General features: G+C 27.8%; 26 protein-coding genes and 1 riboswitch. Of the genes, 21 read left to right on the forward strand and 5 right to left on the reverse strand.

Annotated features, from left to right (window positions below; genetic code table 11):
• Positions 1 to 5 precede the first annotated feature (5 nt).
• From I6H46_RS07495 to I6H46_RS07515, 6 genes are all read left to right on the forward strand, one after another.
• On the forward strand, positions 6 to 3,068 hold the full coding sequence (locus I6H46_RS07495) for a type III restriction-modification system endonuclease (RefSeq protein WP_019117779.1): 3,063 nt from the start codon (positions 6 to 8) through the stop codon (positions 3,066 to 3,068).
• A 45-nt stretch (positions 3,069 to 3,113) separates the two neighbouring features.
• Entirely contained in the window at positions 3,114 to 3,224 is a 111-nt protein-coding gene (locus tag I6H46_RS10620) for a GmrSD restriction endonuclease domain-containing protein (protein WP_019117778.1), read from the forward strand.
• Positions 3,225 to 3,280: 56 nt separating this feature from the next.
• A complete protein-coding gene (locus I6H46_RS10625; protein ID WP_407648128.1) occupies positions 3,281 to 3,412 on the forward strand; it encodes a DUF262 domain-containing protein in 132 nt (43 codons plus the stop codon).
• A 160-nt stretch (positions 3,413 to 3,572) separates the two neighbouring features.
• Positions 3,573 to 4,379 carry a hypothetical protein gene (locus I6H46_RS07505; RefSeq protein ID WP_019117777.1) on the forward strand — a complete coding sequence of 269 codons (807 nt, stop codon included), beginning with the start codon at positions 3,573 to 3,575 and terminating at the stop codon, positions 4,377 to 4,379.
• Complete coding sequence (locus tag I6H46_RS07510) at positions 4,376 to 4,777, forward strand: HIRAN domain-containing protein (RefSeq protein ID WP_019117776.1); 402 nt, start codon at positions 4,376 to 4,378, stop codon at positions 4,775 to 4,777. The genes I6H46_RS07505 and I6H46_RS07510 overlap by 4 nt, the downstream gene beginning before the upstream one ends.
• A gap of 68 nt (positions 4,778 to 4,845) precedes the next feature.
• On the forward strand, positions 4,846 to 5,409 hold the full coding sequence (locus tag I6H46_RS07515; RefSeq protein WP_234287342.1) for a hypothetical protein: 564 nt from the start codon (positions 4,846 to 4,848) through the stop codon (positions 5,407 to 5,409).
• Between the two features lie 277 nt (positions 5,410 to 5,686).
• Here I6H46_RS07515 and I6H46_RS07520 read toward each other — a convergent pair whose 3' ends face one another.
• Positions 5,687 to 6,718: a lipid II:glycine glycyltransferase FemX gene (locus I6H46_RS07520; RefSeq protein WP_200225762.1), complete on the reverse strand. Its 1,032-nt coding sequence runs from the start codon at positions 6,716 to 6,718 to the stop codon at positions 5,687 to 5,689.
• 250 nt (positions 6,719 to 6,968) lie between these two features.
• On the opposite strand from I6H46_RS07520, the gene I6H46_RS07525 reads away from it, so the two are divergent.
• The 9 genes from I6H46_RS07525 (at position 6,969) to I6H46_RS07565 (ending at position 15,322) form a co-directional block, all read left to right on the forward strand.
• Positions 6,969 to 7,475, forward strand: coding sequence for a hypothetical protein (locus tag I6H46_RS07525; RefSeq protein WP_019117772.1), 507 nt, complete (start codon positions 6,969 to 6,971; stop codon positions 7,473 to 7,475).
• A 1,327-nt stretch (positions 7,476 to 8,802) separates the two neighbouring features.
• The gene (locus I6H46_RS07530; protein WP_019117771.1) at positions 8,803 to 9,270 is read left to right on the forward strand and encodes a GNAT family N-acetyltransferase; all 468 of its coding nucleotides are present in this window, start codon (positions 8,803 to 8,805) and stop codon (positions 9,268 to 9,270) included.
• 423 nt (positions 9,271 to 9,693) lie between these two features.
• Positions 9,694 to 10,341: a hypothetical protein gene (locus I6H46_RS07535; protein WP_019117770.1), complete on the forward strand. Its 648-nt coding sequence runs from the start codon at positions 9,694 to 9,696 to the stop codon at positions 10,339 to 10,341.
• Positions 10,342 to 10,350: 9 nt separating this feature from the next.
• On the forward strand, positions 10,351 to 11,070 hold the full coding sequence (locus tag I6H46_RS07540) for a hypothetical protein (protein ID WP_200225764.1): 720 nt from the start codon (positions 10,351 to 10,353) through the stop codon (positions 11,068 to 11,070).
• A gap of 101 nt (positions 11,071 to 11,171) precedes the next feature.
• Positions 11,172 to 11,284, forward strand: a riboswitch (FMN riboswitch).
• Positions 11,285 to 11,357: 73 nt separating this feature from the next.
• Positions 11,358 to 12,437: a bifunctional diaminohydroxyphosphoribosylaminopyrimidine deaminase/5-amino-6-(5-phosphoribosylamino)uracil reductase RibD gene (gene ribD / locus I6H46_RS07545; protein WP_200225766.1), complete on the forward strand. Its 1,080-nt coding sequence runs from the start codon at positions 11,358 to 11,360 to the stop codon at positions 12,435 to 12,437.
• The gene (locus I6H46_RS07550; RefSeq protein ID WP_019117767.1) at positions 12,418 to 13,041 is read left to right on the forward strand and encodes a riboflavin synthase; all 624 of its coding nucleotides are present in this window, start codon (positions 12,418 to 12,420) and stop codon (positions 13,039 to 13,041) included. The genes ribD and I6H46_RS07550 overlap by 20 nt, the downstream gene beginning before the upstream one ends.
• Positions 13,042 to 13,046: 5 nt before the next feature.
• Positions 13,047 to 14,261, forward strand: coding sequence for a bifunctional 3,4-dihydroxy-2-butanone-4-phosphate synthase/GTP cyclohydrolase II (locus I6H46_RS07555; RefSeq protein ID WP_019117766.1), 1,215 nt, complete (start codon positions 13,047 to 13,049; stop codon positions 14,259 to 14,261).
• Entirely contained in the window at positions 14,262 to 14,720 is a 459-nt protein-coding gene (ribH, locus tag I6H46_RS07560; protein WP_004838691.1) for a 6,7-dimethyl-8-ribityllumazine synthase, read from the forward strand.
• Positions 14,717 to 15,322, forward strand: coding sequence for an HAD family hydrolase (locus tag I6H46_RS07565; RefSeq protein WP_019117765.1), 606 nt, complete (start codon positions 14,717 to 14,719; stop codon positions 15,320 to 15,322). The genes ribH and I6H46_RS07565 overlap by 4 nt, the downstream gene beginning before the upstream one ends.
• A 356-nt stretch (positions 15,323 to 15,678) precedes the next feature.
• On the opposite strand, the gene I6H46_RS07570 is transcribed toward I6H46_RS07565, so the two are convergent.
• Together I6H46_RS07570 and I6H46_RS07575 are read right to left on the reverse strand one after the other, a co-directional pair.
• Positions 15,679 to 16,224, reverse strand: coding sequence for a DUF3793 family protein (locus tag I6H46_RS07570; RefSeq protein WP_004838694.1), 546 nt, complete (start codon positions 16,222 to 16,224; stop codon positions 15,679 to 15,681).
• 4 nt (positions 16,225 to 16,228) lie between these two features.
• Positions 16,229 to 16,663 carry a flavodoxin gene (locus I6H46_RS07575; RefSeq protein ID WP_019117764.1) on the reverse strand — a complete coding sequence of 145 codons (435 nt, stop codon included), beginning with the start codon at positions 16,661 to 16,663 and terminating at the stop codon, positions 16,229 to 16,231.
• A 606-nt stretch (positions 16,664 to 17,269) separates the two neighbouring features.
• Between I6H46_RS07575 and dhaK the strand changes: the two genes are divergently transcribed.
• From dhaK to dhaM, 3 genes are read left to right on the forward strand one after another with little or no spacing between them, the layout of a single operon-like run.
• Entirely contained in the window at positions 17,270 to 18,256 is a 987-nt protein-coding gene (dhaK, locus tag I6H46_RS07580; RefSeq protein ID WP_019117763.1) for a dihydroxyacetone kinase subunit DhaK, read from the forward strand.
• 1 nt (position 18,257) lies between these two features.
• On the forward strand, positions 18,258 to 18,857 hold the full coding sequence (gene dhaL / locus I6H46_RS07585) for a dihydroxyacetone kinase subunit DhaL (protein WP_019117762.1): 600 nt from the start codon (positions 18,258 to 18,260) through the stop codon (positions 18,855 to 18,857).
• The gene (gene dhaM, locus I6H46_RS07590; protein WP_019117761.1) at positions 18,850 to 19,242 is read left to right on the forward strand and encodes a dihydroxyacetone kinase phosphoryl donor subunit DhaM; all 393 of its coding nucleotides are present in this window, start codon (positions 18,850 to 18,852) and stop codon (positions 19,240 to 19,242) included. Before dhaL ends, dhaM begins: the two co-directional genes overlap by 8 nt.
• On the opposite strand, the gene rsmI is transcribed toward dhaM, so the two are convergent.
• Together rsmI and I6H46_RS07600 are read right to left on the reverse strand one after the other, a co-directional pair.
• Positions 19,239 to 20,057 (reverse strand): 16S rRNA (cytidine(1402)-2'-O)-methyltransferase, encoded by an 819-nt coding sequence (gene rsmI / locus I6H46_RS07595; RefSeq protein WP_019117760.1) that lies wholly within the window; start codon positions 20,055 to 20,057, stop codon positions 19,239 to 19,241. The two genes, dhaM and rsmI, sit on opposite strands and share 4 nt — an antisense overlap.
• A complete protein-coding gene (locus I6H46_RS07600; RefSeq protein ID WP_019117759.1) occupies positions 20,047 to 20,748 on the reverse strand; it encodes a tRNA1(Val) (adenine(37)-N6)-methyltransferase in 702 nt (233 codons plus the stop codon). The genes rsmI and I6H46_RS07600 overlap by 11 nt, the downstream gene beginning before the upstream one ends.
• A gap of 139 nt (positions 20,749 to 20,887) precedes the next feature.
• Here I6H46_RS07600 and I6H46_RS07605 point away from each other — a divergent pair, with 139 nt between their 5' ends.
• From I6H46_RS07605 to I6H46_RS07615, 3 genes are all read left to right on the forward strand, one after another.
• Positions 20,888 to 21,637, forward strand: coding sequence for a rhodanese-like domain-containing protein (locus tag I6H46_RS07605; RefSeq protein ID WP_019117758.1), 750 nt, complete (start codon positions 20,888 to 20,890; stop codon positions 21,635 to 21,637).
• Positions 21,638 to 21,711: 74 nt separating this feature from the next.
• Positions 21,712 to 23,166 (forward strand): TIGR04282 family arsenosugar biosynthesis glycosyltransferase, encoded by a 1,455-nt coding sequence (locus tag I6H46_RS07610; protein WP_019117757.1) that lies wholly within the window; start codon positions 21,712 to 21,714, stop codon positions 23,164 to 23,166.
• A complete protein-coding gene (locus I6H46_RS07615; protein WP_019117756.1) occupies positions 23,163 to 23,882 on the forward strand; it encodes a TVP38/TMEM64 family protein in 720 nt (239 codons plus the stop codon). The genes I6H46_RS07610 and I6H46_RS07615 overlap by 4 nt, the downstream gene beginning before the upstream one ends.
• Positions 23,883 to 23,953 lie beyond the last annotated feature (71 nt).

Consider the following 23,953-nt stretch of genomic DNA (forward strand, 5'->3'; position numbering starts at 1 on the left):
CAGCTATGAAACTACAATTTAGGCGTCAGAAATTCCAAGCAGATGCTGCAAAAGCTGTAGTTGATGTATTTGCTGGTCAGCCTTATTTGACTCCTTCTTATATGATGGATAGAGGTTTAGGACATATCCAGCAATCATTAACAGATGAAGATGATTTCACTGGTTGGAGCAATCAAAAGATTGTACCAGAATTAAATGATAGATTGATTCTGGAACATATAAATACAATTCAGAGAGCAAATCAGATTAAGCCTTCAGAGAAACTAGAAGGTAAATATAATCTGACAATTGAAATGGAAACTGGTGTTGGTAAGACCTATACTTACATTAAGACTATGTATGAGCTTAATCATGCTTATGGCTGGAGTAAGTTTATAGTTGTTGTACCAAGCATCGCTATCCGTGAAGGTGTATATAAGTCATTTCAAGTGACACAAAATCATTTTGCTGAAGAGTATGGAAAAAAGATTCGTTTCTTTATATATAACTCTGCACAACTTACCGAAATAGACCGCTTTGCATCAGATAGTTCTATTAACGTAATGATTATCAACTCACAGGCATTCAATGCAAGAGGAAAAGATGCAAGAAGAATTTATATGAAATTGGATGAGTTTCGTTCTCGTCGTCCAATTGATGTTATTGCAAAAACAAATCCTATCATAATCATTGACGAGCCGCAATCTGTAGAGGGTAAGAAAACAAAAGAAAATTTAAAACAGTTTAATCCTTTAATGACTCTTCGTTATTCTGCAACTCACAAGTCAGATAGTATTTATAATATGATTTACCGTTTGGATGCTATGGAAGCCTACAACAAGCGTCTTGTTAAAAAAATTGCTGTTAAGGGGATTACAGAATCTGGTAGTAATGCAACTGAAAGTTATATTTACTTGGAAAGTATAAATCTTTCAAAGGCTGCACCTACAGCGACAATACAGTTTGATTTTAAAGGTGCAACTAGCATTAGAAAGATTACTCGTATTGTTTCGGAGGGTTATAACCTTTATGATAATTCTGGTCAGATGGAAGAGTACAAGCATGGATTTGTTGTTTCAAGAATTGATGGGCGTGATGATTCTGTAGAATTTATTAATGGTATTAAACTTTATGCAGGCGACGTAATTGGTAAGGTATCAGAAGACCAGCTTCGCCGCATTCAAATTAGAGAAACAATCCTTTCTCATATTCAAAGGGAAAGAGAATTGTTCTATAAAGGCATTAAAGTGCTTTCACTGTTCTTTATTGATGAGGTTGCTAAGTATAAGCAGTATGATTCAATTGGTCAGCCGATAAATGGTATTTATGCAGAGATGTTCGAAGAAGAATACAAGGATGTTATCAGTAATCTTCAAATTGGCATGGGAGAAGACGACTACATGAAGTATCTTTCTGCTATCTCTGAAGATAAGACACATGCTGGATATTTTTCTATCGATAAAAAAGGAAAGATGATTGATAGTAAGGCAAATGAAAAGCGAGAAAACTCTAAAGAAAAAATGTCGAATGACGTTGATGCTTACGACCTTATTATGAAAAACAAAGAGCTTCTTCTTGATAGAAATCCGAAGAAGTCTCCGGTGCGTTTTATATTCTCACATTCTGCACTTCGTGAAGGATGGGATAATCCTAATGTATTTCAGATTTGTACTTTGAAGCAAAGCAGAAGTGACGTTCGCAAACGTCAGGAAGTAGGACGTGGTCTCCGTCTTTGTGTTAATCAAGATGGTGAACGTATGGATACAAATGTGCTCGGCAATGATGTACATAGCGTAAATGTGCTTACTGTAATTGCCAGTGAAAGCTATGATAGCTTTGCTAAAGGTCTTCAGAATGAAATCGCAGAAGCAATCTCTGACAGACCAAAGGCAGTTACTGCAGAATTGTTCATTGGTAAGGTAATCAAGGACGACAAGGGCAATGAACGGGTTATTGATGGTGATATAGGTAGAGCAATCCACTTTGATCTTATTGTTAATGGCTACATTGATAGGAAGGGTGTTCTTACTGATAAATATTATGAGGATAAGGCTAATGGTGAATTAAAGGTTGCTGAAGAAGTAGCTGATTCTGCAGGATCTGTTATTGAAATTATTGATTCCATTTATGACGGCAGAGCTATAAAGCCTGAAAATGCTCGTAGTAATAATGTTGAACTTGAGGTTGATGAGGGTAAACTTGCTATGCCTGAGTTCAAGGCTTTGTGGGCAAAGATTAATTCTAAGTCTGTATATGTTGTTGATTTTGATACAGATGAATTGGTCAGAAAATCTATTGATTCATTAGATAGAAAACTTCGCGTTTCAAAGATTTATTTCAAGGTTGAAACCGGAGCTATGGAACAGATTAAATCAAAAGAAGACCTTGTGAGTGGTGAATCCTTTGTTAAGGAAAAATCTGCAAGCTACGGTAATGTGGTTGCTGCATATTCTAATGTTAAATATGACTTGATTGGAAAGCTTGTAGATGAGATTGGACTTACAAGAAAAGCTGTAATCCAGATTCTTCAGGGGATTCAGCCAGAAACCTTTAATCAGTTTAAGAACAATCCAGAAGAATTCATCATTAAGGCAGCAGCACTTATTAATGATGAAAAAGCAACTGCTATAATTGAACATATTACTTACGATGTTATGGATGATAAATATGGAACTGACGTATTTACTGATCCTACACTCAAAGGGCGCTTAGGTGTAAATGCAATGAAAGCAAAAAAGCATTTGTATGACCATATCGTTTATGATTCATCAAACGAGCAGGTGTTTGCTACTGAATTGGATACAAACACAAATGTAGCAGTATACGTTAAATTGCCAGACGGATTTTATATTTCAACTCCAGTTGGACATTATAATCCTGACTGGGCAATTGCATTTTATGAAGGAACCGTTAAGCACATTTATTTTGTTGCAGAGACAAAAGGTTCCATGGATTCAATGCAGCTTCGTTTAATCGAAGAATCAAAGATTCACTGTGCAAGAGAACACTTTAAGGCAATCAGCAATGGTGAGGTTATTTACGATGTTGTTGATAGCTACAAGACACTCCTTGATATGGTGACGAAGTGAGGAAGACTATTTATTCCAACAACAATAGAAGTTAACAAACAAAGCATGGAGGCATTACTTGGTAGTGGAAGAGTAAAACCCTTTGTTATTCCAGAATATCAACGCTCTTATGCTTGGACTGATGAACAGGTAGAAATGCTGTTTGAAGATTTATGAGAATTCATGGCTGCTAGTAGAGAAACTGAACGTGAAGGTTCGTATTTCTTGGTAATATTGTTGCATATGAAAATAAAGATGGTGAGCAAGAAATAATTGATGGTCAGCAGCGTATTATGTCTTTATTCCTGTTGTTAAGAGCTATTTACACAAAATTAGTTGTTAGTCCTGTAGCGGAACGTAATTAATCAGCAAGTATTGAGCTACGTCTAGACAGTAGCATTGGCTACTGGAATTTATATATTATTGTAACTGATTATGCTAATTATTAATATCATCTTAATGTTATTATAATAGCTTCGTATAAAGTTATTATTAAAAAACATAATTATATTAGGAGGCGTATATATGGGGCAAATTATTGAGTTTCCAAATGATAAAAAATCAAAGGATAAAATCCGAAAGCTTAAAAAAACTTTGGAAAATCTTGTTTTTGAAAGGGACAATCTTAAATATATAATTTGTGAAAATATAAAAACTGAATATATGCTTATTTTTGGAAGTCTTGAGTACAAAATCTACAAAGCTTATTGTAAATATCTTCGTTTGAAAAGAAAAAAAGATATGATTCAAGCGAAAAAGAATCGTCAAGAAAAAATAAATATGGAAGTTATCGATAAAAAGTTAGACTTAGAATTTACAGAATATAAGAAAAAATTAAATGAAAAAATTGAAGAAATTAATACTGCATTAAGACGTTCAAAATCTGAAATATTATCTGATGATGATGAAAAACGCCTAAAAAAATTATATAAATCTATTGTAAAGAAATTACACCCAGACATAAATCTATCGATAACAAATTCTGAGAAAGAGTTATTTTATAATGCTACTGAATTTTATAAAAATGGGGATCTAAAATCTTTACAAATTATTTTTGATATAGTTTGCAGTGAAGATGTGAAAGATGATATAGGTTTGGATGGTAAATCTTTGGAAGAAGAGGTAATAAGACTAACTGATTTAGTAAATCTAATTAAAAATGACATTGAGTTAACTAAATCTATGCCTCCTTATACTTGGAGTATTTACGTGGAAGATGAGAAGAAAAAATCAGAGAGGTTAAGTCAGTTAGAAAAAGATTTAAAAAGTTTTGATGATGCAGTACGAACGCAAGAAGAATATATAAATAATTTAATTAGGGATGAGATATGAATAATTTAGAAAAAAAAGATCAGAGAGGAATAATTGAGTATCTTTTGAATAAGGAAGCAGTAATTGATTTACCAAAACCTTTTGAGCGTGATATTTATCTTTTTGATACTTATGTTGCTGGGACAACACACATTGAAGGAATTGAAAATATTTTATCTTATATCAAAGATGGTGATAAACTAGTTTTTTATCGTGAGCCAGAAAATGAACATGATCCTCAAGCTATTAGAGTAGAAACATTGAAAAAAGATAAAATCGGCTATGTCCCTCGTCAAGATAATATTATTTTCTCTAGACTTATGGATGCTGGAAAAATTCTTTTTGCTAAAGTTATTGATAAAGAAATACGAGGTAAATGGCTTAAGATAAAAATCAAAATTTATCTCCATGAAAGTTAGGCTAATAAAGTATGCACTATAAAAATAAATGGATTTGGAATAATATATGTATAAGTGATATCAATGATATGAATTTTGAAATTTGCTCGGGAGAACACTGTTTTATTATTGGACATCATATAAAAGATAAATCTATATTAAAAGATGCTATCGATAGACTTGTAACAGCAGGCTTTGATTATTTTAATATTTTTGGAGAACATGCTGATTTATGGTCAGAAGTTATAATTACGAAAGAAAACCAAAAAAGACAAATACAAGTAGAGGCAAGCAAAATTGATAGAATGAGTATGTCTTATAACCTTGCTATGTTGGCGACTTTGAAACCGGAATCTACGAATTTTGTTATTTCTGATGATGAATATTTTACAGAGTATCTTATAGAAGATTTACATGATATATTCAGTGGAAAGTCTAGATTTACACCATTTGATTGGAAAAAATTTAAAGACGGATATGAATTTATTTATCATAAAAAAGATGCTATTGTTAGTATATCAGGGGATATAGCAATTGGATTTCTAAAAAAAGAAAAAGTATTTAATAGCATAGATAAAGCGTTTAGATATAAACTTTTTGATGGTAAAAGTTTTAATGAGATTTGGGATGAGATTTCAAAAACATTATATTAAAAAATAATACAAATTAAGGGGATTTTATTAAAATTTTCTAATAATAAATCATAAACTATTTAAAACTAGAATATCTGATATTTTAAACTTAGCTTTATCATCTGAGAATGCTAAATAAGAAAATTATGAAAGGAAATTTATATTTTAATTATAAACGAGAAAAAAACTATTTATAAATTTCTACTTATAATTTGATTAAAAATCAAATTATAAGTAGAAATTGAATAAAGAAATTATTTAAATATCTATAGAAAAAGATTAATATTTACTGACAAAATTAATCAGAAATATTTCCTTTAAGCTCAGGACTATAGTCTCTATCATCTTTATTTTCTATAAATTTTTGGTAAGAATCTTCATCAATAACACATTCTATATTACCAATCCATTTTATTATATTATTATTTGTAAATTTTCTTTTGAACCTATATAGACCATCGTTTATGTCTAATGATTTAACACCACCTAAATCATAATATCTTATATTATTTTCACAACAATATCTTATTTCTTCAGCATCTAAAAAGTAAGATTGACCTAAATCAATACTGAGATTATCTGCACCATATAGAGCCATTGCATAATCTTTGAATGTTATCAAAAAAGAACAAGATAAAAATTCATTTTTATACTTTACAAAAGTCATCCTTGCCTTATCTTTAAAATTATCATAAAGTCGATAATAATAATCTATAGGTCTATATGTTATACCTTTTCTTTTGCACATATCAGCAGTTATTTCATGAAAAATTTTAATATCATCTCTATTTCCAACATATAGCTCCAAATCTTGTTTATAAGATTTCCTTACTTGTTTTCTTCCGTTTTTAGAAAAAGATTGGATGACATCTTCGAATTTTCTTCCATTAATATCTAACATCATTGAAAAAGGGAATTGAACATAAGAATACATTTTGTGACAAAATTCTATGCCATGTTTTTTATATTCATTTACAAGCTTTTCATCATATTCATAATTAGGATCAAATTTCACAAGAAATCCATTATTTTTCTTTGCAAAATTCTTGATTTCATTAATTAATTCTATATTTGTTTCTATATCATAAAGATCTGATACTGGTCCACGAGGGCAATAGAATAAATTTTTTTTTGCTTCTGAATTGTATATAGATAAAACTTGTGCGACAGCAATTATTTCATTATTTTTTTCTATATAAAAATAGTCACTATTCCATCCGTTTTTTATTAATGCCCAAATTTTATCTTGGTAAAAACTTGAAGATGGGTGATTATAAAAAAAATCCCAATATTTTTTTACTTTTTCTTTATCATTTATATTAAGGCGCATATATCCTCCGTATATTAACTCATTATATATAATAATAGCAGACATAATGTTGTTTTGCAATTGTAATTTATATTAATAATAAAAATTAACACATAATTAATATAATAATTATCTTATATTTATATCTATAAATAATTTACTATATTAAGATTTATATGTAAAACTTACGTAATGAAATAATATTTGACAATATATATATATATATATATAATTTTAATAGAATTATTATAGTCGAATAAGGGTGAAGTAAATGTTGAAAGATTTAGAAAAGATAGAATTTAAATATAATCCTCACAGAGGGATAAATATTGACATAGATGGATTAGAGGATAAAAAAATTTACCAGTTAATAGATTTGAAAGACTCGCTTACAACTAACCGCTTTTCTACAGATTTTTTTAAATATTTAACTCTTTTGGATCAGAGTATTATTTTTAATAAAATTGAGTATGTTAAGAACAATAATTTTGAAAAAATTATTTCAATGCCAATTGGTTTAAAAGATAAGCAAGTTAAAAGTTATATTGAATTAATCTCGACTATAGCAAATCTTAAACAACAAAATAAGGATTTAATATATTTATTATCTACTATAAGAATAAATGAAAATTCTGATTATAATAAAGCTTGTGTTTTTGGTTCTTCATTCACTTATACTGATGATAAACTTTTAAAGACAACTTTCTACTTTAAACTTAGAAAATCTTCATTAATGGATGATAACTATGTATATGATAATCAGTATTTTTTTAGATAGACTTTATAGTTTTAATATTCAAAATTTAAATTTTATTTTAGATGATTTAAAAGAAGGTTTAGTTAATAACTATGTACCCGTGTTTTATGCTTAAAGAGTTTTATGGATTTTATAATGATAATAGAGAAATGACGACATATAGTGAGAGTCACAGCTGTTATTATCAGAGATCAAGCATTGCTTACATACAAAGTAAAAAATCAAAATATCTAGATAGTGGAGCATTAAATGTTGTGTAATCAAGCAAATGTGAAATAATTTGTGAAGTGAAAAATAATTAGGGCGGAATTTATATTAAAAGATTTGATATTTGTTGTCTAGAATCGACTTTACTATAAAGGGGAGCTACATTATATGATAGAATTTCATTATAGTATAGACGTGTTTGAAAAATTCCTAATTATATTTTAGATGGTATACCATATGAGTATAAATGGATTTAGATTTATAAAATAAGTCAATTTGATATAATATCTAAATTTTTAAAGAATAAATTAGCAAAACGGCACGTATGTATTAAGCATATCGATATTGTATAATAAAAGCAATCCTAGGAAATCTACAATCTGTGGATAAAATCGTGGAAATTTATGTAAAAAATAAAAACATCGATTTAGTATAAAAAAATAATTTGTAGATAAAATCTCAGATTTGTCATTTATAATAAGCCATAAATAATACTTCTCCTAAGTAAATCAATACGACACAATCAGAGCTGGAGTCGCAAAAGATGCAGTAAAATATGTCATCGAAAACAAAAAACTAGACAACTTTGAAAGCGTTCATTTTATTATAGAAGAATCAAAAAACATCATAGGAAACTAACAAAAGAATACTTAGGATTCATACTATTTTGTACACAACGAAAAGGAATGATTCTAAAGTCGTCTATGGAATAATAAAATCAATCACACAAAAATTCGTCTAAATATCCTGTGACATATCAACACTAGCATGATATTTGAAGATACCAACTAAAAACGATATCGAGATTGGATATATTAAATTGATAAATATGTTTGTTAAGATAACGAATACAGAATCAATAGATTTGCTCGAAAGAATTTAATAAATAATTTATAAGACTTTTAAGGTTTTAAAAGGAACTTTAGAAGTCTTTTTATGTGAAAATTATTTTTTTTGATAATGAATTTAAGTTTATATCATAAGGGATATTATTCCGATAAGGTGTATAAGCTATTGCTATTTTTAATAATGCTTTGATAAAATGATATAATATAAAAAATTCAAGGATTTTGTGTATTACATCTAAGTGATTTATCAAATGCGTTTTAAAAATGAATTTTTATTTGAAGGAGTAAAATAAATGGTTAAGATTTATATTCCAAAATATGAGGACTTATGGTTTAGAGAAAGGCTACTATCAGATTCAGACACTATGTCTTATAATAATGCATGGGGAGGAACTATTGATTTTCCAGAATCCAAGTGGCAAAGATGGTATAATTATTGGATTGAAAAGCCAGATGGAAAAAGGCTTTATAGATATTTAATTGATGAAAATAATAATTTTGTTGGGGAGATAGCTTATCATTTAGATGAAATAGAGAATAAATATTTAGCAAATGTAATTATCTATTCAAAATATCGTGGAAAATGTTATGGGCGTGATGGTTTGAAACTGTTATGCTGTTTGGCAAAAAATAATGGATTAAGAAGTTTGTATGATAGTATAGCTTTGGATAATAGTGCTATAAAAATTTTTTTAGATTGTGGATTTACTGAAGATTACAGAACTAAAGATATAGTTATGCTTAAAAAAGATTTAGAGTAAATATATAGGAAGTTTTTGGGATTTATGTACAATTTTAATAAAATTCTACTCATTCTTAACTCTCAAGTCACTTATAAGATATACCATAACAAGATAGTAGATTATAAAAGTAATGAAAAAGGATAATGATTATTCAAAAAAGGGTTTCTAGTCTAAATTCTAAACTGATGATATAATATAGAAAAGAGAAATATAACTATTGCTTATGCTAGATATTTAAATTTGCTTTTAGCAAAAAATTTATATATAAGGAAAACCTTTCTTATAAAAATATCTTGCAAATGATGGAAATTTTTGTATACATAAAACAAATGAGGATTTCCAAATAAAATACAATTAAGATAGGTATAAGATAGATGTTATCGAAGATATAATAAAATATTTATTCTGTCATAGTATTATTAAGTACAAAAAGGAGTTTTTATGAAAAGAAAAATACTAATAGTGCTAACTATATTATTAATTTTTTCTGCGTGTAATAAAAAAGACACAGAGGAAAATACAAAAGTTGATAATTCGAAAGTAGAAAGCAGCCAAAAATCAGAAGAAACAAAGAAAGTAAAAAATATAAAAAAGGATGAGTATAAGAAAATATATGATGAGCTTGAGGGCAAAGAATTTTTCTATGCCTATCAAAGTCAAGCAGAAGTCATATATTTTTATAAAGATGGGTATTTTGATGGAGCCTTTAGAAGTGGAGATTATAACCAAGGTAAAGTTTCACTTTATAATGGGAAATTTGACATAAAAGAAAAACTTGATGAGACATCCTATCTTATAAGTTTAAGGAGGATAGATTATGAACTTCCTCTAGGAGAAAGTGAGATGAGAAATATTGAAGGTATGGATTTTACCCTAGAATATATAGAATCTAAAATGTATGGAAAAGATGATAAGGATAATTTATATATTCTTTATCTACCGCATAGAAAGCTTAATGACATAAAAGATCATGAAAGAAGTATTGCAAAAATTAATGATGAACATATAAAAGATGGAGAGCTTAAAGTTTTTGCAATAGGAAAAAAAGATGCGAGCGAAGAAAATTTTATGGTTGAATATGTAAGATAGGAGTGACTTATGAAAAAGAAAAAACTTATAATATTATTTATTTTAGGCCTTATATTTTTACCTATAAAAACTTATGGGCAAGAGGATTTAATTTCTATAAAAGAAATAAGAGGCGAAAAAAATTATTTTTATGATAGGGTTTTTAAATCAAGATCTTCTATTGTAGGAGATTTTTCTAAAAGAAATAATAAGTCTACAGAAACTTATAGCAAAAATTTAGAAAATCAAGATCTTCTTAAAGATTTAATAGGTAAAGAACTTATTTTACAAGAAGAAGAAGAAGGGGGTAATTGGTTTACAAAAATACACTTTAGAGAAGAAGCGGGAACCTTTGATTTATCTTATAAATACGAAGATGAAAGCACTATTTATTTGACAAATGGTTTGGGTAAATTTGAAGTTAGTCAAAAAATAGATGATTTAACCTATAGTTTAAAGCTTGTAGACTATCTGCATATAGGCAATGTACCATTTAGCGACAAAGATGAGAAGAAATATGAATCTGTTGAAGTTCCTTATGGTTTTCAAACAAATGATCAGAGTGAAAATGAAATTTGTAGAGATTACACTCTTTACCTTCCTTTTAAGAAAAGAAGTCAAATGGAAGATACTGTAAATGAATGGATAGGATTTCCAAGCAGAAAAAAATATATTGATGAAGATGAATCTAGAGTATATATTCTTGTAAATGATCAGTTGAAATTTCCTTTCATAGAAAATGTGGAATAAAAATTAATTCATTTTTAAGATAATAGTAATATTTACTTTATTTATGTAAACGATTGACAAAAATAAAATTTGTATTATAATAAAAGTGTAAATAAAATAACACAATTCTTCAGGGCGGGGTGTGATTCCCCACCGGCGGTAAAGTCCGCGAGCTTTTTGCTGAATAGGTGAAATTCCTATACCGACAGTATAGTCTGGATGAGAGAAGATTTTTAATTTTTCTTTTGAAATAATCAAGGTCCCTGGAAGGGACTTTTTCTTTTGCCAAGAATTGTGGAGGAGGCAAGATGAATGATAAATACTATATGAGAAAATGTTTTGAACTTGCAAAAAAAGCGAGAGGAAAAACTTTAACTAATCCTCTTGTTGGTGCTGTGCTTGTAAAAGATAATAAAATTATTTCTACAGGTTTTCATCATGAGTATGGAAAAACTCATGCGGAAGTTGATTGTTTTAATAATTTGAAAAGTGATTGTGATGGAGCGATTTTGTATGTGAATTTGGAACCTTGTTCTCATTGGGGCAAACAAGGTCCTTGTACTTTGGAAATTATTAAAAGAAATATTAAAAAAGTTATTATTTCAAATATTGATACTAATCCAAAGGTCGATGGTCTTAAAGTTTTAAAAGATAACAATATTGAAGTTGTTACGGGTTTACTTGAAGATGAAGGAAAAAAATTAAATGAAAAATTTTTCTTTAATATAAAATATAACAGACCTCTTATTGCATTAAAATTTGCTCAAACTTTGGATGGTAAAATTTCTTCTAATATTAATGATTCTAAGTGGATTTCTAATGAATCATCAAGAGCTTATGTTCATGAATTAAGAAGTGATTATGATGCAATAATTGTTGGAAAAAATACTTTGATTAAGGACAATCCATCTTTAAATTCAAGGATTGAAAACGGAGTTGATCCTGTAAGAATTATTGTGGATACTAATCTTGAAATTGAAAAAGATTATATGTCTTATAAGATTTTTAATTTAAAAAGTGATAAAAAAACTTATATAGCAACTTGCAAGGCCTCTAATAATCCTGATTTAAATATAATTAAATGTAAAATGAAAAATAATCATGTTGATTTAAATGATTTGGCAAATAAACTTTACCAAATGAAAATCGGTTCGATTTTGGTTGAGGGTGGCTCAAGTCTTAATTATGGATTTTTAGAAGAAGGCTTGGTTGATAAAATTTATGAATTTATTTCGCCTAAAATAATTAGTGGTTTTGATTCTAAATCTTCTTTCTATGGAAGGGGAGTAGATAAAATTAAGGATGCTTATGAGTTTGAGATTGAAGATGTGAAAAGATTTGATAATGATATTATGATTGAGGCTAAAAATGTTCACTGGAATATCTGAGGAAATGGGCAAGGTTATTTCTTTTAAAAAAATTAATGACCATGTTCAAATTGAAGTTCAAGCTAGTATTGTTTTGGAAGATACAAAACTTGGAGATTCTATTATGACTGATGGGGTTTGCCTTACAGTAACAGAAATTACTGATGAAACTTACAAGGCGGATCTTATGAATGAAAGTTTAAAAATGACTAAATTTGATAGGTCAATTGTAAATAAAAATGTAAATCTTGAAAGGGCTTTGAGGCTTTCTGATAGGCTTGATGGTCATATTGTTCAAGGGCATGTTGATGGGGTTGGGAAAATTAAAAATATAAATAAAAATGTTTATACAATTTCAGCAAGTCCAGAAATTTGCTCTTTGATTGTGAAAAAAGGCTCAGTTGCTCTTGATGGAATTTCTCTTACTGTTTCTGATGATAAAATTACAAGTTTTGAGGTATCACTTATTCCAGAAACAATAGAAAGAACAAATTTTAAATACAAAAAAATTGGCGATGAAATAAATATTGAAACTGATATTATAAATAGATTTATCCGAAAATCTATGGCAAATAAAAAAGAAGAAAGGTTGGATAAAAACTTTTTATTGGAAAATGGTTTTTAAAAAATATGGAAGAGATAATAAAAGCATTACAAAATAACGAAATAATTATAGTAACTGATGATGAAAATAGGGAAAATGAAGCCGATATGATCTGTGCTGGAGAAAAAGTTACAGGCGAGATGATTAATATTATGGCAAAATATGCAAGAGGTTTGATTTGCACACCGATTGGTAAAAATATTGCTAGACAATTTGACCTAGAAATGATGGTTAAAAATAATACTGACAATCACGAAACAGCCTTTACAGTTTCAATTGACCATGTTGATACAGAAACAGGAATTTCAGCATTTGAAAGAGCACAAACTATAAGGGCACTTGCAGATAATAATACAAAAGCAAGTGATTTTAGAAGACCTGGCCATGTTTTTCCACTTATTGCAAAAGATAGAGGAGTTTTGGTAAGAGAAGGCCACACAGAAGCTACAATTGATTTGATGAAAATTGCAAATTTAAAAGAAATTGGTTTATGCTGTGAAATTATGGCTGATGATGGTCACATGCTAAGAGGAAAAGCAGTAGTAGAGCTTGCTCAAAAACTTGGAATGAAAATGACAAGTGTTGCTGAGATAAAAAAATATATAAAAGAAAACAATTTGGATTTTTCAAAAAATGAAGAAAATTTTTTGGAAAAAACAAATATTATCAATCTACCAACAGATCACGGAAAATTTAAAGCCATAAGTTTTTATGACAAAGTTGAAAAAAAAGAACACTTAGCTTTAATCAAAGGCAAGATTGATGGAGAAAATATTTTAACTAGAATTCACTCTGAATGTTTGACTGGGGATGTGTTTTCATCAAACAGGTGTGATTGTGGAAATCAACTTCACAAGGCAATGGAGATGATTGATGAAAAAGGAGAAGGAATTATTTTATATTTAAGACAAGAAGGAAGAGGAATTGGTTTATTTAATAAAATAAAAGCTTATCATCTTCAAGAAGAAGGTTATGATACAGTAGATGCAAATATAAAACTTGGCTTTGCACCAGACTTGAGAAATTATAAAATAGCTTGTCTTATGTTGAAAGAATTGGGAGTGAAATCAATTGACTTGCTCACAAATAATCCTGATAAAATCGAACAAGTGGAAAAATATAATATTAAAGTTAATAAAAGAGTTCCAATAGAAATTCATTCAAATCATATAGATAGAATTTATTTAAAAACAAAAGCTGACAGAATGGGTCACGATTTAAGAGAATTTAAGGAGAGATAAATGAAAGAATATAGTGCAAATTTAGTTTCAAATGGTAAAAAATATGCAATTGTTGTTGCAAGATTTAATCATTTTATAACAGATAGGCTTGTAGAAGGCTGTCTTGATACATTAAAAAGACATGAAGTAAAAGATGAAGAAATAGAACTTGTAAGAGTTCCTGGAGCTTTTGAAATCCCTCTTGCTGCAAAAAAATTAGCTCACAAAGATTATGATGCTGTAATTTGTTTGGGAGCAGTTATAAGAGGAGATACTTCTCATTATGATTATGTTTGCTCAGAAGTTTCAAAAGGAATTGCAAATGTATCACTTGAAAGCGGAAAGCCAATTATTTTTGGAGTTGTTACAACAGATACAATAGAACAAGCTGTTCAAAGAGCAGGAACAAAAGCTGGAAATAAAGGAAGTGATGCAGCAATTTCTGCAATAGAAATGGCAAATCTAATGGATCTTATATGAAAATAATTTTTGACTTTGATGGAACTATCCATAAAAGTGACGAAATTTATGAAAAAGCATTTTATGATACTTTAAAAAAATATAAAATAAAAAAACCAAATCTTGATCCAAAATCATATCTTGGAGATCCACCAAGAAAAATTTGGGATGATTTTCTAGACGATTCCTACGATAAAGAAAAATTAATAAAAATAACAGGGGATTTTATGATAGAAAATATGAAAGATTTTGGTAGTTTATATGAAAAAACAGAAAAAGTATTAAATTTCCTAAAAGAAAAACACGAACTTATAATTTTATCTTCTTGTACAAAAAAATATATAGAAAATGCAAGAAAAATCTATGATCTTGATTTATATTTTAGTAAATATTTAGTAGGAGAAGATTACAATTACAAATCAAAAGCAGAAATAATAAGAATAAATAAAATTAATAATTTTATAATGGTGGGAGATAGGCTATCCGATATAAAAGCTGGTTTTCTAAATAATAATATATCCATTTTTGCAAAATACGGCTATGGTAAAGAAAGTGAGGGAGACCTATCAGATTATAAAATTGAAAGAATCAGTGATTTATTAAAAATAAAGGGATTGTTGTAAAAATAGATCAGAGCGTAGACAAACCCTCAAGCACGAATATCTGACTCCAAAAATTGTTGATTTCTAAATTTCAAAATTCTAAAATCGCAAACTCGCTAACGCTCAAACAGTGCGATTTTTGACGAATTTTAAAATTTGAAATCAAATCAATTTTTTACGTATGATATTCTTAGCATGAGGATTTGTATACTTTGTCTACATTCTGATAGATAATCTTTTAATTTTAGAAAACTCTTTTAGGAAATTTTCCTAGCTAATCTAGAAAAATTTCCTTTGAGTTGTTCTAAATATTTTAAGATTTGTAATCTTTTTACAACAATCCCTTTTTAGTAGGTTAATATAATTTTAAAGAATTGTTAATTTACACAAAGTTGGCTTATGTTTTTGTAACGGTTAAATAAGATTTTATAAGATTTTTTAATTTTATTGTAGTTATTAAAGATTTTTATTTTTTTATCTTCATTGGCATAGACTTTCCAATATCCATTTATTAGAAATTTATTTCCCTTATTCTCAATAAATCCCATAACATCTTCAAAAGGATAGCCTAAAAAAATACCAATTTCATGTGGGAAATTTTCTTTTTTAAATCTGAATTTTAGATGGTTTATGCATTGATTTAAGTCATTGGTATTATAACCCAATTTACTTAGGAGAGTTTTTGTTTTTGTTTCATTTAATACGTATTTTAGCTTGTGAGGTCTGTATGCATAAATTTGGGCGGAAGATTTATTGTTATTAAGTATTTCCACGTACATATTTTTTTCATTAAGTATTTCATTCCACTCAAAAACCATCTTTTCTATATCAATATTTTCAGAATTTTTAAAAGTAAATAAATTAGCAAGTTTTTGATTCGCTAAAGTTTGTGATGCGTAATCAATTAACAATTCTTCGTTCATAAAATTAACCTATGGCTTTAGATAAATCTAATGCCGCCTTTCTACATTCGCTTAAAGCTTCATCATCTGGACTATCATAAGCAATTAGACCATCTCTTACAAGATTTATTCCATCTTCCTTGCATCTATCTTGCCAAATTTCCATCCATTCGCCATCAGCCCATTGGTAAGATCCAAAAATTAAAACAGGTTTGTTAGAAAGTTCTTTTTCAATACTTTCAAACATAGGTTCAAATTCAGTTTCTTCCAATTCTTCACTTCCCATAGCAGGACAACCAAATGCAAATCCATCAAAAGAATCAATTGAGTCCTTTGTAAAAGAATTTGGATCTAATAATTCAATTTCTACATCATTTTTTTTAAGTTCTTCTGCAATTTCATTAGCCATAGCTTCTGTGTTACCAGTACCTGACCAATAAACAATAGCAATTTTTTTCATAAATTTCTCCTTAAAAATTTTAAATTTTTCTTTGATACTGATAACCTATATCAATATCTAAGATAATAATACATACTTGTAAAAATATTGTCAAGCATTTTTTTAAGAATTTTTTTAAATAAAATAAAAAAATATTGAAAATTAAATACTTTTCAAAGTAAAAAAATTTTAACTAAAGAAAAATTTTCAAATTAAAAATATATGGGAATAAATGACAAGCAAAACGTTAAATAAAAAAAATTTATCCGAAAAACTCTACTTTGTAAATTTAAAAATAGCAATTTGAAAAATCAAATATTATAATTTTACAAGCAGGATAATTAATTTTGAAATAAATTAAATAAGAAAATTTTTTTCATAGTATAGATGAATTTCCACACTAAATTTAAAATTTAAATTTCAATCAATGTCATAATTTTAATATCAGACTTCTAAATAAATCGAAAAATTTAAATTGACTTGATTTTTAGGATTTAAAGATTAGATTTTGAATGGATTTTTTAAATTAAGTAAATTAAATTTTCCATAAGCACTTCCTAGTATTGAGAAATAATAACCATAAAAATTTTTTATTTGGGTATATTTTTATTAAGAAAGGTGGTTTGTATGAAAAAAATAATTAATGACAAGGATAAAATCATAAGTCAAATGCTAAATGGTCTTCAAAAGGCTAATGAGGACAAGGTAAAAATTAATGAAGAGTTAAAAATAGTTTACAGAAAAGATCTTCCCATTAAAGGAAAAGTTGGTTTAATTTCTGGTGGTGGAAGTGGACATGAGCCTGCTCATGCTGGATATGTCGGAGATGGAATGCTTGATTGTGCAATTTGCGGAGAAATTTTTACTTCTCCAACTCCAGATCAAGTTTTAGAAGCTATAAAACTTGCGGATTCTGGCGAAGGTGTATTTATGGTAATTAAAAATTATACTGGAGATGTCATGAATTTTGAAATGGCAAAAGATATGGCAGAGATGGAAGGAATTAATGTTGATTATATTATCGTAAATGATGATGTGGCAGTTGAAGATTCCACATACACAACAGGTAGAAGAGGAATCGCTGGAACAATTTTTGTTCATAAGGTTTTGGGAGCTATGGCAAGAAGTGGAAAAAGTTTGGAAGAAATGAAAGCTATGGCTGAAAAAATTGTAAAAAATATTAAATCAATGGGCATGGCTACTAAGGCTTGCATAAATCCTATTTCTGGAAAAGAAAGTTTTGATTTGTCTGAAGATGATATGGAAATTGGCGTAGGAATTCATGGAGAGCCTGGTGTAAAACAAGAAAAAATTAAAACAGCTGACGAAATTTCTAAGGAGCTTTTGGATCATATTCTTGGCGATTATGAAAATCTAGATGGAGATTTTGTTTTAATGGTTAATGGCATGGGTCAAACTACTGAAATGGAATTGTTTATTGTAAATAATTTTGCAAGTGATTATTTGAAAGAAAGAAATATAAATATCAAAAAAACTTTCTTGGGTAATTTTATGACAAGCATGGATATGGCTGGATTTTCATTAACGCTTTTTAAAGTTGATGAAGAAATTTTAAAATTGCTTGAAGAAAATGTAGATATAGTTAGGGGTTAATATGGATATAGAAAAAGTTAAGTCAAAGGTAATAGCTTTATCAAATATAATTATTGAAAATGAAGAATATTTGACAGATCTTGATAGGGCAATTGGCGATGGTGATCATGGTTTTAATATGGCAAAAGGTTTTAATAAAGTGAAAGATGCCATGAATGATGATTACAAAGATTTAAAAACACTTTTTAATAAGATTGCTATGACTTTGATTTCTAATGTTGGAGGAGCTAGTGGGCCATTATATGGAACATTTTTTATGAAATTTGCTCAAGTTTTTGATGGAGATATTGAATTGGATAAAAATTCATTTTCAAAAGCTTTTTCTGACGGAGTTGATGGAGTAATAATGAGAGGCAAGGCTCAAGTTGGAGATAAAACTATGGTTGATGTTTTATATCCTGTAGCAGAGGCTTTAAAAAATGATTCAAGCTTTGATGAAATTCTTAAAATTGCACAAGAAAAAATGGAAAAAACAAAAGAAATTAAGGCTAGAAAAGGAAGAGCTGCCTATCTTGGGGATAGGTCAATTGGACATATTGATCCAGGCGCATATTCTTCATATTTGTGTATAAAAAGCATAGTGGGAGATTTGAATGATTAATATATTGATAGCAAGCCACAGCAAAAAATTGGCTGAAGGTTTAAGAGAAATTCTCATTCAAATGGCTCCAAATGTAAATATTTTGGTAAGCGGCGGAGATAAGGATGGAAATATTGGCTCAAATTTTGATGAAATTAATCAAATCATAAATGAATATGCTACAAATGATGGTTTGGTTATATTTTTTGATTTGGGTTCTTCTATGATGAATTGTCAAATGGCAATTGATATGTTGGATGATGAAAAAAAATCCAAAGTTTATCTTGCTGGAACACCAATTGTTGAAACAAGTGTTCAAATTGCTGTTGAAGCATCAGCAGGACAAAGTTTGGAGAAAATAGTTGAATATTTAAAAGAATATCCAGTAAATAAATTAGAAAATTAATCTAAGCTGATTACAAATTCATAAATATCATTTTTTGAAAAAGTGGTGGATTTTCTCAAGGATTTTACAATATCCTTAGTTGATTCGCCATTTTTTTTCATTTGTAAAATTTGTTCTTTGTATGATGAAATATCTAAAGATTCATTTTCATTATTTTTTTCCAAAATAAGAACAAATTCTCCTTTTAAAGTAAGCTCATCTGTGTTTATATTTTTTATATCAAAAATTTGATATTGTTCGAATTTTTTGCTTAATTCGCGGGTAATCGCCAATTTTCTATTAGGAAATTCTATTTTAAAATCATTGATTGTATTTTCTAAGTTGTGAGGAGTATCAAATAAAATTGATGTTTTATTTTCAATTTTTAGCTCTTCATATAATTTTTTCTTATCAGAATTTTTTTTGGGAATAAAACCATAAAAAGCAAACCTATCATTATCGAAGCCACTTGCAATTAAGCCTGTAAGAATTGATGATGGACCTGGCAAAACTGTGTAAGAAATATTATTTTTAATGCATTCTTTAATTAGAATATGACCTGGATCAGAAATTCCTGGCATTCCTTGGTCAGTTATAATTGCATAACTTGTACCTTCTTGGGCGTTTTTAATAATTTCCTGTGATTTTTGCTTTTCATTAAATTTATGATATGAAGTTAGTTTTTTATTTATTTCAAAATAATTTAAAAGTTTTTTACTTTCTCTTGTATCTTCGCAAGCAATTATATCAACATTTTTTAAAACATTGATAGCTCTCAATGTCATATCGTCTAAATTTCCTATGGGAGTTGGGACAAAATATATACTATAATCCATTTATTTCTTTGACCTCCTTTGTATAATTATTATTTTCATCATATATTATAAGGGGATTTTCAAATTTTAATCCATCATTTGCATTTTTTACAAACTCCATTAAAATAAAAACAGGTTTTTCAAATGCCTTAGATTGAACAAATTTTATTCTTTTCAATTTTAAGTTTCCACTTTCTTTTATAATATCAACAAGCCTTTCGGGTTTGTGAATCATAAATAATTTTCCCTTATCTTTTAGGCACTTATTAGAAAATCTAAAAATATCAGAAAGATTCATTTTAATTTCTTGCCTAGACAATAAAAATTCTTTCTTTTCATTCTTTATATTAGCTCCCTTTTTATAATAAGGAGGATTTGTAATAATATAATCACAAAAATTATTAGGAAAATTTACCTTATTTAAGTCATCGTTTATAACTTCAATATTATTAATTCCATTTAATTTTATATTTTCTTTTAAAAGATTAGCTTTTTCTTTTTGAATTTCGATAGAAAAAACTTTACTTAAATTGTAATAAGAAGAACAAAAAAGAGATAAAATTCCACTGCCAGAGCCAATATCAATTAAGATTTTATTTTTTTTCATTTTTGAAAAATTTGCAAGTAGTATTGAATCAATCCCAAAAGAATAAGATTTCTCTACGTGCTTCATATATAAATTTGTTTTTGGTATGTAATCTAATTTAATCATATTATAGATTATATTCTAACATTTTTGTAAGTAAACAAAATAGGGGATAAATTGACAATATATTTGTATATCATACAATGATAACTATGTTTAAATATTATATTTTATTTAAAAAATAAATTTTAATAAGGAGAGTTTTATGAAAAAATCAAATTTATTGTTAGTAAGTATATTTACTAGTTTAGCTTTATTAACTGGTTGTTCTCAAAATAATGCAGTTGATAGTACTTCTACAGAAGTAAAATCAAATGAGGCTAGCACACAAATTAGCGAATATCAAGAAATGAAAGGCGAACAGCTAGATAAAATTGAGGAAGATAATAAGAAAAAAGAGGATTATCTTGTAATTGATGTAAGAAGTGAGGAAGAATATAAGGAAGGTCATGTAAAACATGCTATAAATATTCCTCTTGATGATGCTGACAAAAAAATCTCTGAAATAAGTGATTACAAAGATAAAAACGTAGTAACAATTTGTAATACAGGCAAAAAAAGTTCAGAGATGGCAAAAAAACTTGTTGAAGCAGGATTTAAAAATGTTTGGAATGCTCAAGGCGTAAAAGATTTTGAATATACAACAATGACAAAAGTTGCTACAATTCTTCCAGAAGAATTTAAAGAAAAAGCTGCATCTGGAAATTATACAATTATAGATGCAAGAGATGAAAAAGATTATAATGATGGACACATGAAAGATGCAATTCATACATCTGTAGATACAATTGATGAAGATATTAAAGATTTGCCTAAAGAAAAACCATTTTTAACATATTGTTATAGTGGAAATAAATCTTGGACAGTTGCAGACAAATTATCAAAAGAAGGCCATGAAGTTTATAATGCATGGGATGGAACAAAAGAATATGATGGATATGAATTAATTAAATAAGACCTATTAAAAACTTTAAGAATAAAAGTTAAATAAAGACTTTTATTCTTAAAGTTTTTTTGAAAGGAATTTCTATGGACAAAATTATTTTTTTTACAAAAGCTCCAAGACTTGGATTTGGCAAATCAAGACTTAAAAATTATCTTGATGAAAATCAAAGATTACAACTAACAATAGATTTAATAAATGAAAATTATAAGAAAATAAAAAAAACCAATAAGGATTATGTAATTTATTATGATGGTTCAAAAAACGATATAGATTTTTTAAGTGGAGAAAAAATTCATCAACAAGGAGATGACCTTGGAGCTAGAATGAAAAATGCAATAGATAAACAGCTAATTCTTTCTGATAAAGTTATTCTTATAGGTTCTGATTTGATTAATTTAAGTGAAAAAGAAATAAATAGAGCTTTTGAACAATTAGATTATTATGATATTGTAATTTCTCCTTCAGATGATGGAGGTTATGGGCTTGTAGGTATGAAAGAATCTTTAGATATTTTTTCTAATATTGTTTATTCTAAGTCAAATGTTTTGGAAGAGACAATAAAAAAAATAAAAGAAATGAATAAAACTTACAAACTGCTTGATGAAATTTATGATATAGATGATTTTACAGATTTATTAAAGGCAGAGTTTTCAAGCAAGGATATAGAGTTATTAGGAGCTGGAGAATATAATATTAACTATAAATATAAAAATAAGGTTATTAGAATTAATTTACAATCTCAGCTTGGTTTAGGAAAAGAACAAATAAAATACGAATATAATGCTCTAAAAGAGCTTGAAAAAAGTACAGTCACACCAAAAGCATACGAACTTTATGATAAAGGTAAATATTTGCCATTTGGATTTTTGACTATGGAATTTATAGAAGGAAGAGCTTTAGATTATAATAAAGATTTAGAAATAGCAGCATATATGCTTTCAAAAATTCATAGTACAAAAATTGAAGATTCAAAATTGATTTTTGCTGATAAACCTTTCAAAAATATGTATGAAGAATTTGAACAGATGTATTCTTATTATAAAGGCTGGGAAAATAAAAACAAAGATATAGAAAAATATATAGATAAATTTATGTTGATTGCTAAACGCTCAGGATTAAATAAAAAAATTGAAAATCCTTGTATTATTAATACTGAGTTAAATAATAGAAATTTTATTATTGGAGAAAATTCTAAGGTCATAGATTGGGAAAAACCAATAATCGGAGAATGCGAGCAAGACTTAGCCCATTTTTTAGTTCCAACTACAACAAATTGGAAAACGGATGTAATCTTAGAAAAAAAAGATATGTTGGATTTTTTGAACATATATAAAAAGTATAGAAAAGTGGATATGTATAAATTCTTCAAATATCTAATGTTTAATTCTCTAAGAGGAGTGACTTGGTGTTCTATGGCAAAAGTTGAATATAATAAAGAAAGAAAAATAAAAAATGAAGATACTATAGAAAAAATAAACAAATTTTTAAGCCGAGAATATTTAGAAATGTTAAGTAAATTATATGAGGAGTTTAAATGAAAAAAGCAAAAAAAATAAGTAATGAAAACAAAAATAGAATTATACTCATTTCTATAGTTTTATTATGCGTATTAGTTTATTTTTTTGTACCACAAATAAATAGTGAAATAAATTATGCTTTTAATGTTTTAAGAAAATTAGACATAAATGAAATCGCAAGTTATATAAGAAGTTTTGGAAGTTTAGCTGTTATAATATCATTTTTATTGATGATTTTACAAGCTATAATTGCCCCTATACCAGCATTTTTTATAACTCTTGCAAATTCTATGATTTGGGGATGGTGGAAAGGAGCTATTCTTTCTTGGTCTTCAGCAATGGCAGGAGCTTTGTTATGTTTTTTTATTGCAAGAATTTTAGGAAGAGATGTAGTTAAAAAAATTGCTACAAATGGAGCTTTGCAATCAGCGGAAGAATTTTTTGATAGATTTGGAAAACAGGCAATATTAATATGCAGATTACTTCCTTTTGTTCCCTTTGATCCAGTAAGTTATGCCGCAGGATTGACATCAATGAATTTTTGGTCATTTTTTATTGCGACAGGAATAGGTCAATTACCTGCAACAATAATTTATTCTTATTTTGGAGGTCAACTTACAGGAGGAGCTCAAGCGTTGATGTATGGACTTTTAGGTCTGTTTGCTTTTTCTCTTATAGCCTATGTAGGAAAGAAAATTTATCAAGAAAAACAAAAGAGCAAAAAAATTGAAAAATAAATTAAATATAAATGAGAAAAAAATAGAATATATAAAGATTTTTCTAATTATCATAATAGGATTGGTAAGTT

It is taken from the genome of Anaerococcus obesiensis, from assembly GCF_016599815.1.
GTDB classification, from domain to species: domain Bacteria; phylum Bacillota; class Clostridia; order Tissierellales; family Peptoniphilaceae; genus Anaerococcus; species Anaerococcus vaginalis.

Coding starts and splice junctions, on each gene's coding strand:
- I6H46_RS07495 (WP_019117779.1), top strand. CDS start 6: ATGAAACTACAATTTAGGCGTCAGAAATTCCAAGCAGATGCTGCAAAA.
- I6H46_RS10620 (WP_019117778.1), top strand. CDS start 3,114: ATGGAGGCATTACTTGGTAGTGGAAGAGTAAAACCCTTTGTTATTCCA.
- I6H46_RS07505 (WP_019117777.1), top strand. CDS start 3,573: ATGGGGCAAATTATTGAGTTTCCAAATGATAAAAAATCAAAGGATAAA.
- I6H46_RS07510 (WP_019117776.1), top strand. CDS start 4,376: ATGAATAATTTAGAAAAAAAAGATCAGAGAGGAATAATTGAGTATCTT.
- I6H46_RS07515 (WP_234287342.1), top strand. CDS start 4,846: ATGAATTTTGAAATTTGCTCGGGAGAACACTGTTTTATTATTGGACAT.
- I6H46_RS07520 (WP_200225762.1), bottom strand. CDS start 6,718: ATGCGCCTTAATATAAATGATAAAGAAAAAGTAAAAAAATATTGGGAT.
- I6H46_RS07525 (WP_019117772.1), top strand. CDS start 6,969: ATGTTGAAAGATTTAGAAAAGATAGAATTTAAATATAATCCTCACAGA.
- I6H46_RS07530 (WP_019117771.1), top strand. CDS start 8,803: ATGGTTAAGATTTATATTCCAAAATATGAGGACTTATGGTTTAGAGAA.
- I6H46_RS07535 (WP_019117770.1), top strand. CDS start 9,694: ATGAAAAGAAAAATACTAATAGTGCTAACTATATTATTAATTTTTTCT.
- I6H46_RS07540 (WP_200225764.1), top strand. CDS start 10,351: ATGAAAAAGAAAAAACTTATAATATTATTTATTTTAGGCCTTATATTT.
- ribD (WP_200225766.1), top strand. CDS start 11,358: ATGAATGATAAATACTATATGAGAAAATGTTTTGAACTTGCAAAAAAA.
- I6H46_RS07550 (WP_019117767.1), top strand. CDS start 12,418: ATGTTCACTGGAATATCTGAGGAAATGGGCAAGGTTATTTCTTTTAAA.
- I6H46_RS07555 (WP_019117766.1), top strand. CDS start 13,047: ATGGAAGAGATAATAAAAGCATTACAAAATAACGAAATAATTATAGTA.
- ribH (WP_004838691.1), top strand. CDS start 14,262: ATGAAAGAATATAGTGCAAATTTAGTTTCAAATGGTAAAAAATATGCA.
- I6H46_RS07565 (WP_019117765.1), top strand. CDS start 14,717: ATGAAAATAATTTTTGACTTTGATGGAACTATCCATAAAAGTGACGAA.
- I6H46_RS07570 (WP_004838694.1), bottom strand. CDS start 16,224: ATGAACGAAGAATTGTTAATTGATTACGCATCACAAACTTTAGCGAAT.
- I6H46_RS07575 (WP_019117764.1), bottom strand. CDS start 16,663: ATGAAAAAAATTGCTATTGTTTATTGGTCAGGTACTGGTAACACAGAA.
- dhaK (WP_019117763.1), top strand. CDS start 17,270: ATGAAAAAAATAATTAATGACAAGGATAAAATCATAAGTCAAATGCTA.
- dhaL (WP_019117762.1), top strand. CDS start 18,258: ATGGATATAGAAAAAGTTAAGTCAAAGGTAATAGCTTTATCAAATATA.
- dhaM (WP_019117761.1), top strand. CDS start 18,850: ATGATTAATATATTGATAGCAAGCCACAGCAAAAAATTGGCTGAAGGT.
- rsmI (WP_019117760.1), bottom strand. CDS start 20,057: ATGGATTATAGTATATATTTTGTCCCAACTCCCATAGGAAATTTAGAC.
- I6H46_RS07600 (WP_019117759.1), bottom strand. CDS start 20,748: ATGATTAAATTAGATTACATACCAAAAACAAATTTATATATGAAGCAC.
- I6H46_RS07605 (WP_019117758.1), top strand. CDS start 20,888: ATGAAAAAATCAAATTTATTGTTAGTAAGTATATTTACTAGTTTAGCT.
- I6H46_RS07610 (WP_019117757.1), top strand. CDS start 21,712: ATGGACAAAATTATTTTTTTTACAAAAGCTCCAAGACTTGGATTTGGC.
- I6H46_RS07615 (WP_019117756.1), top strand. CDS start 23,163: ATGAAAAAAGCAAAAAAAATAAGTAATGAAAACAAAAATAGAATTATA.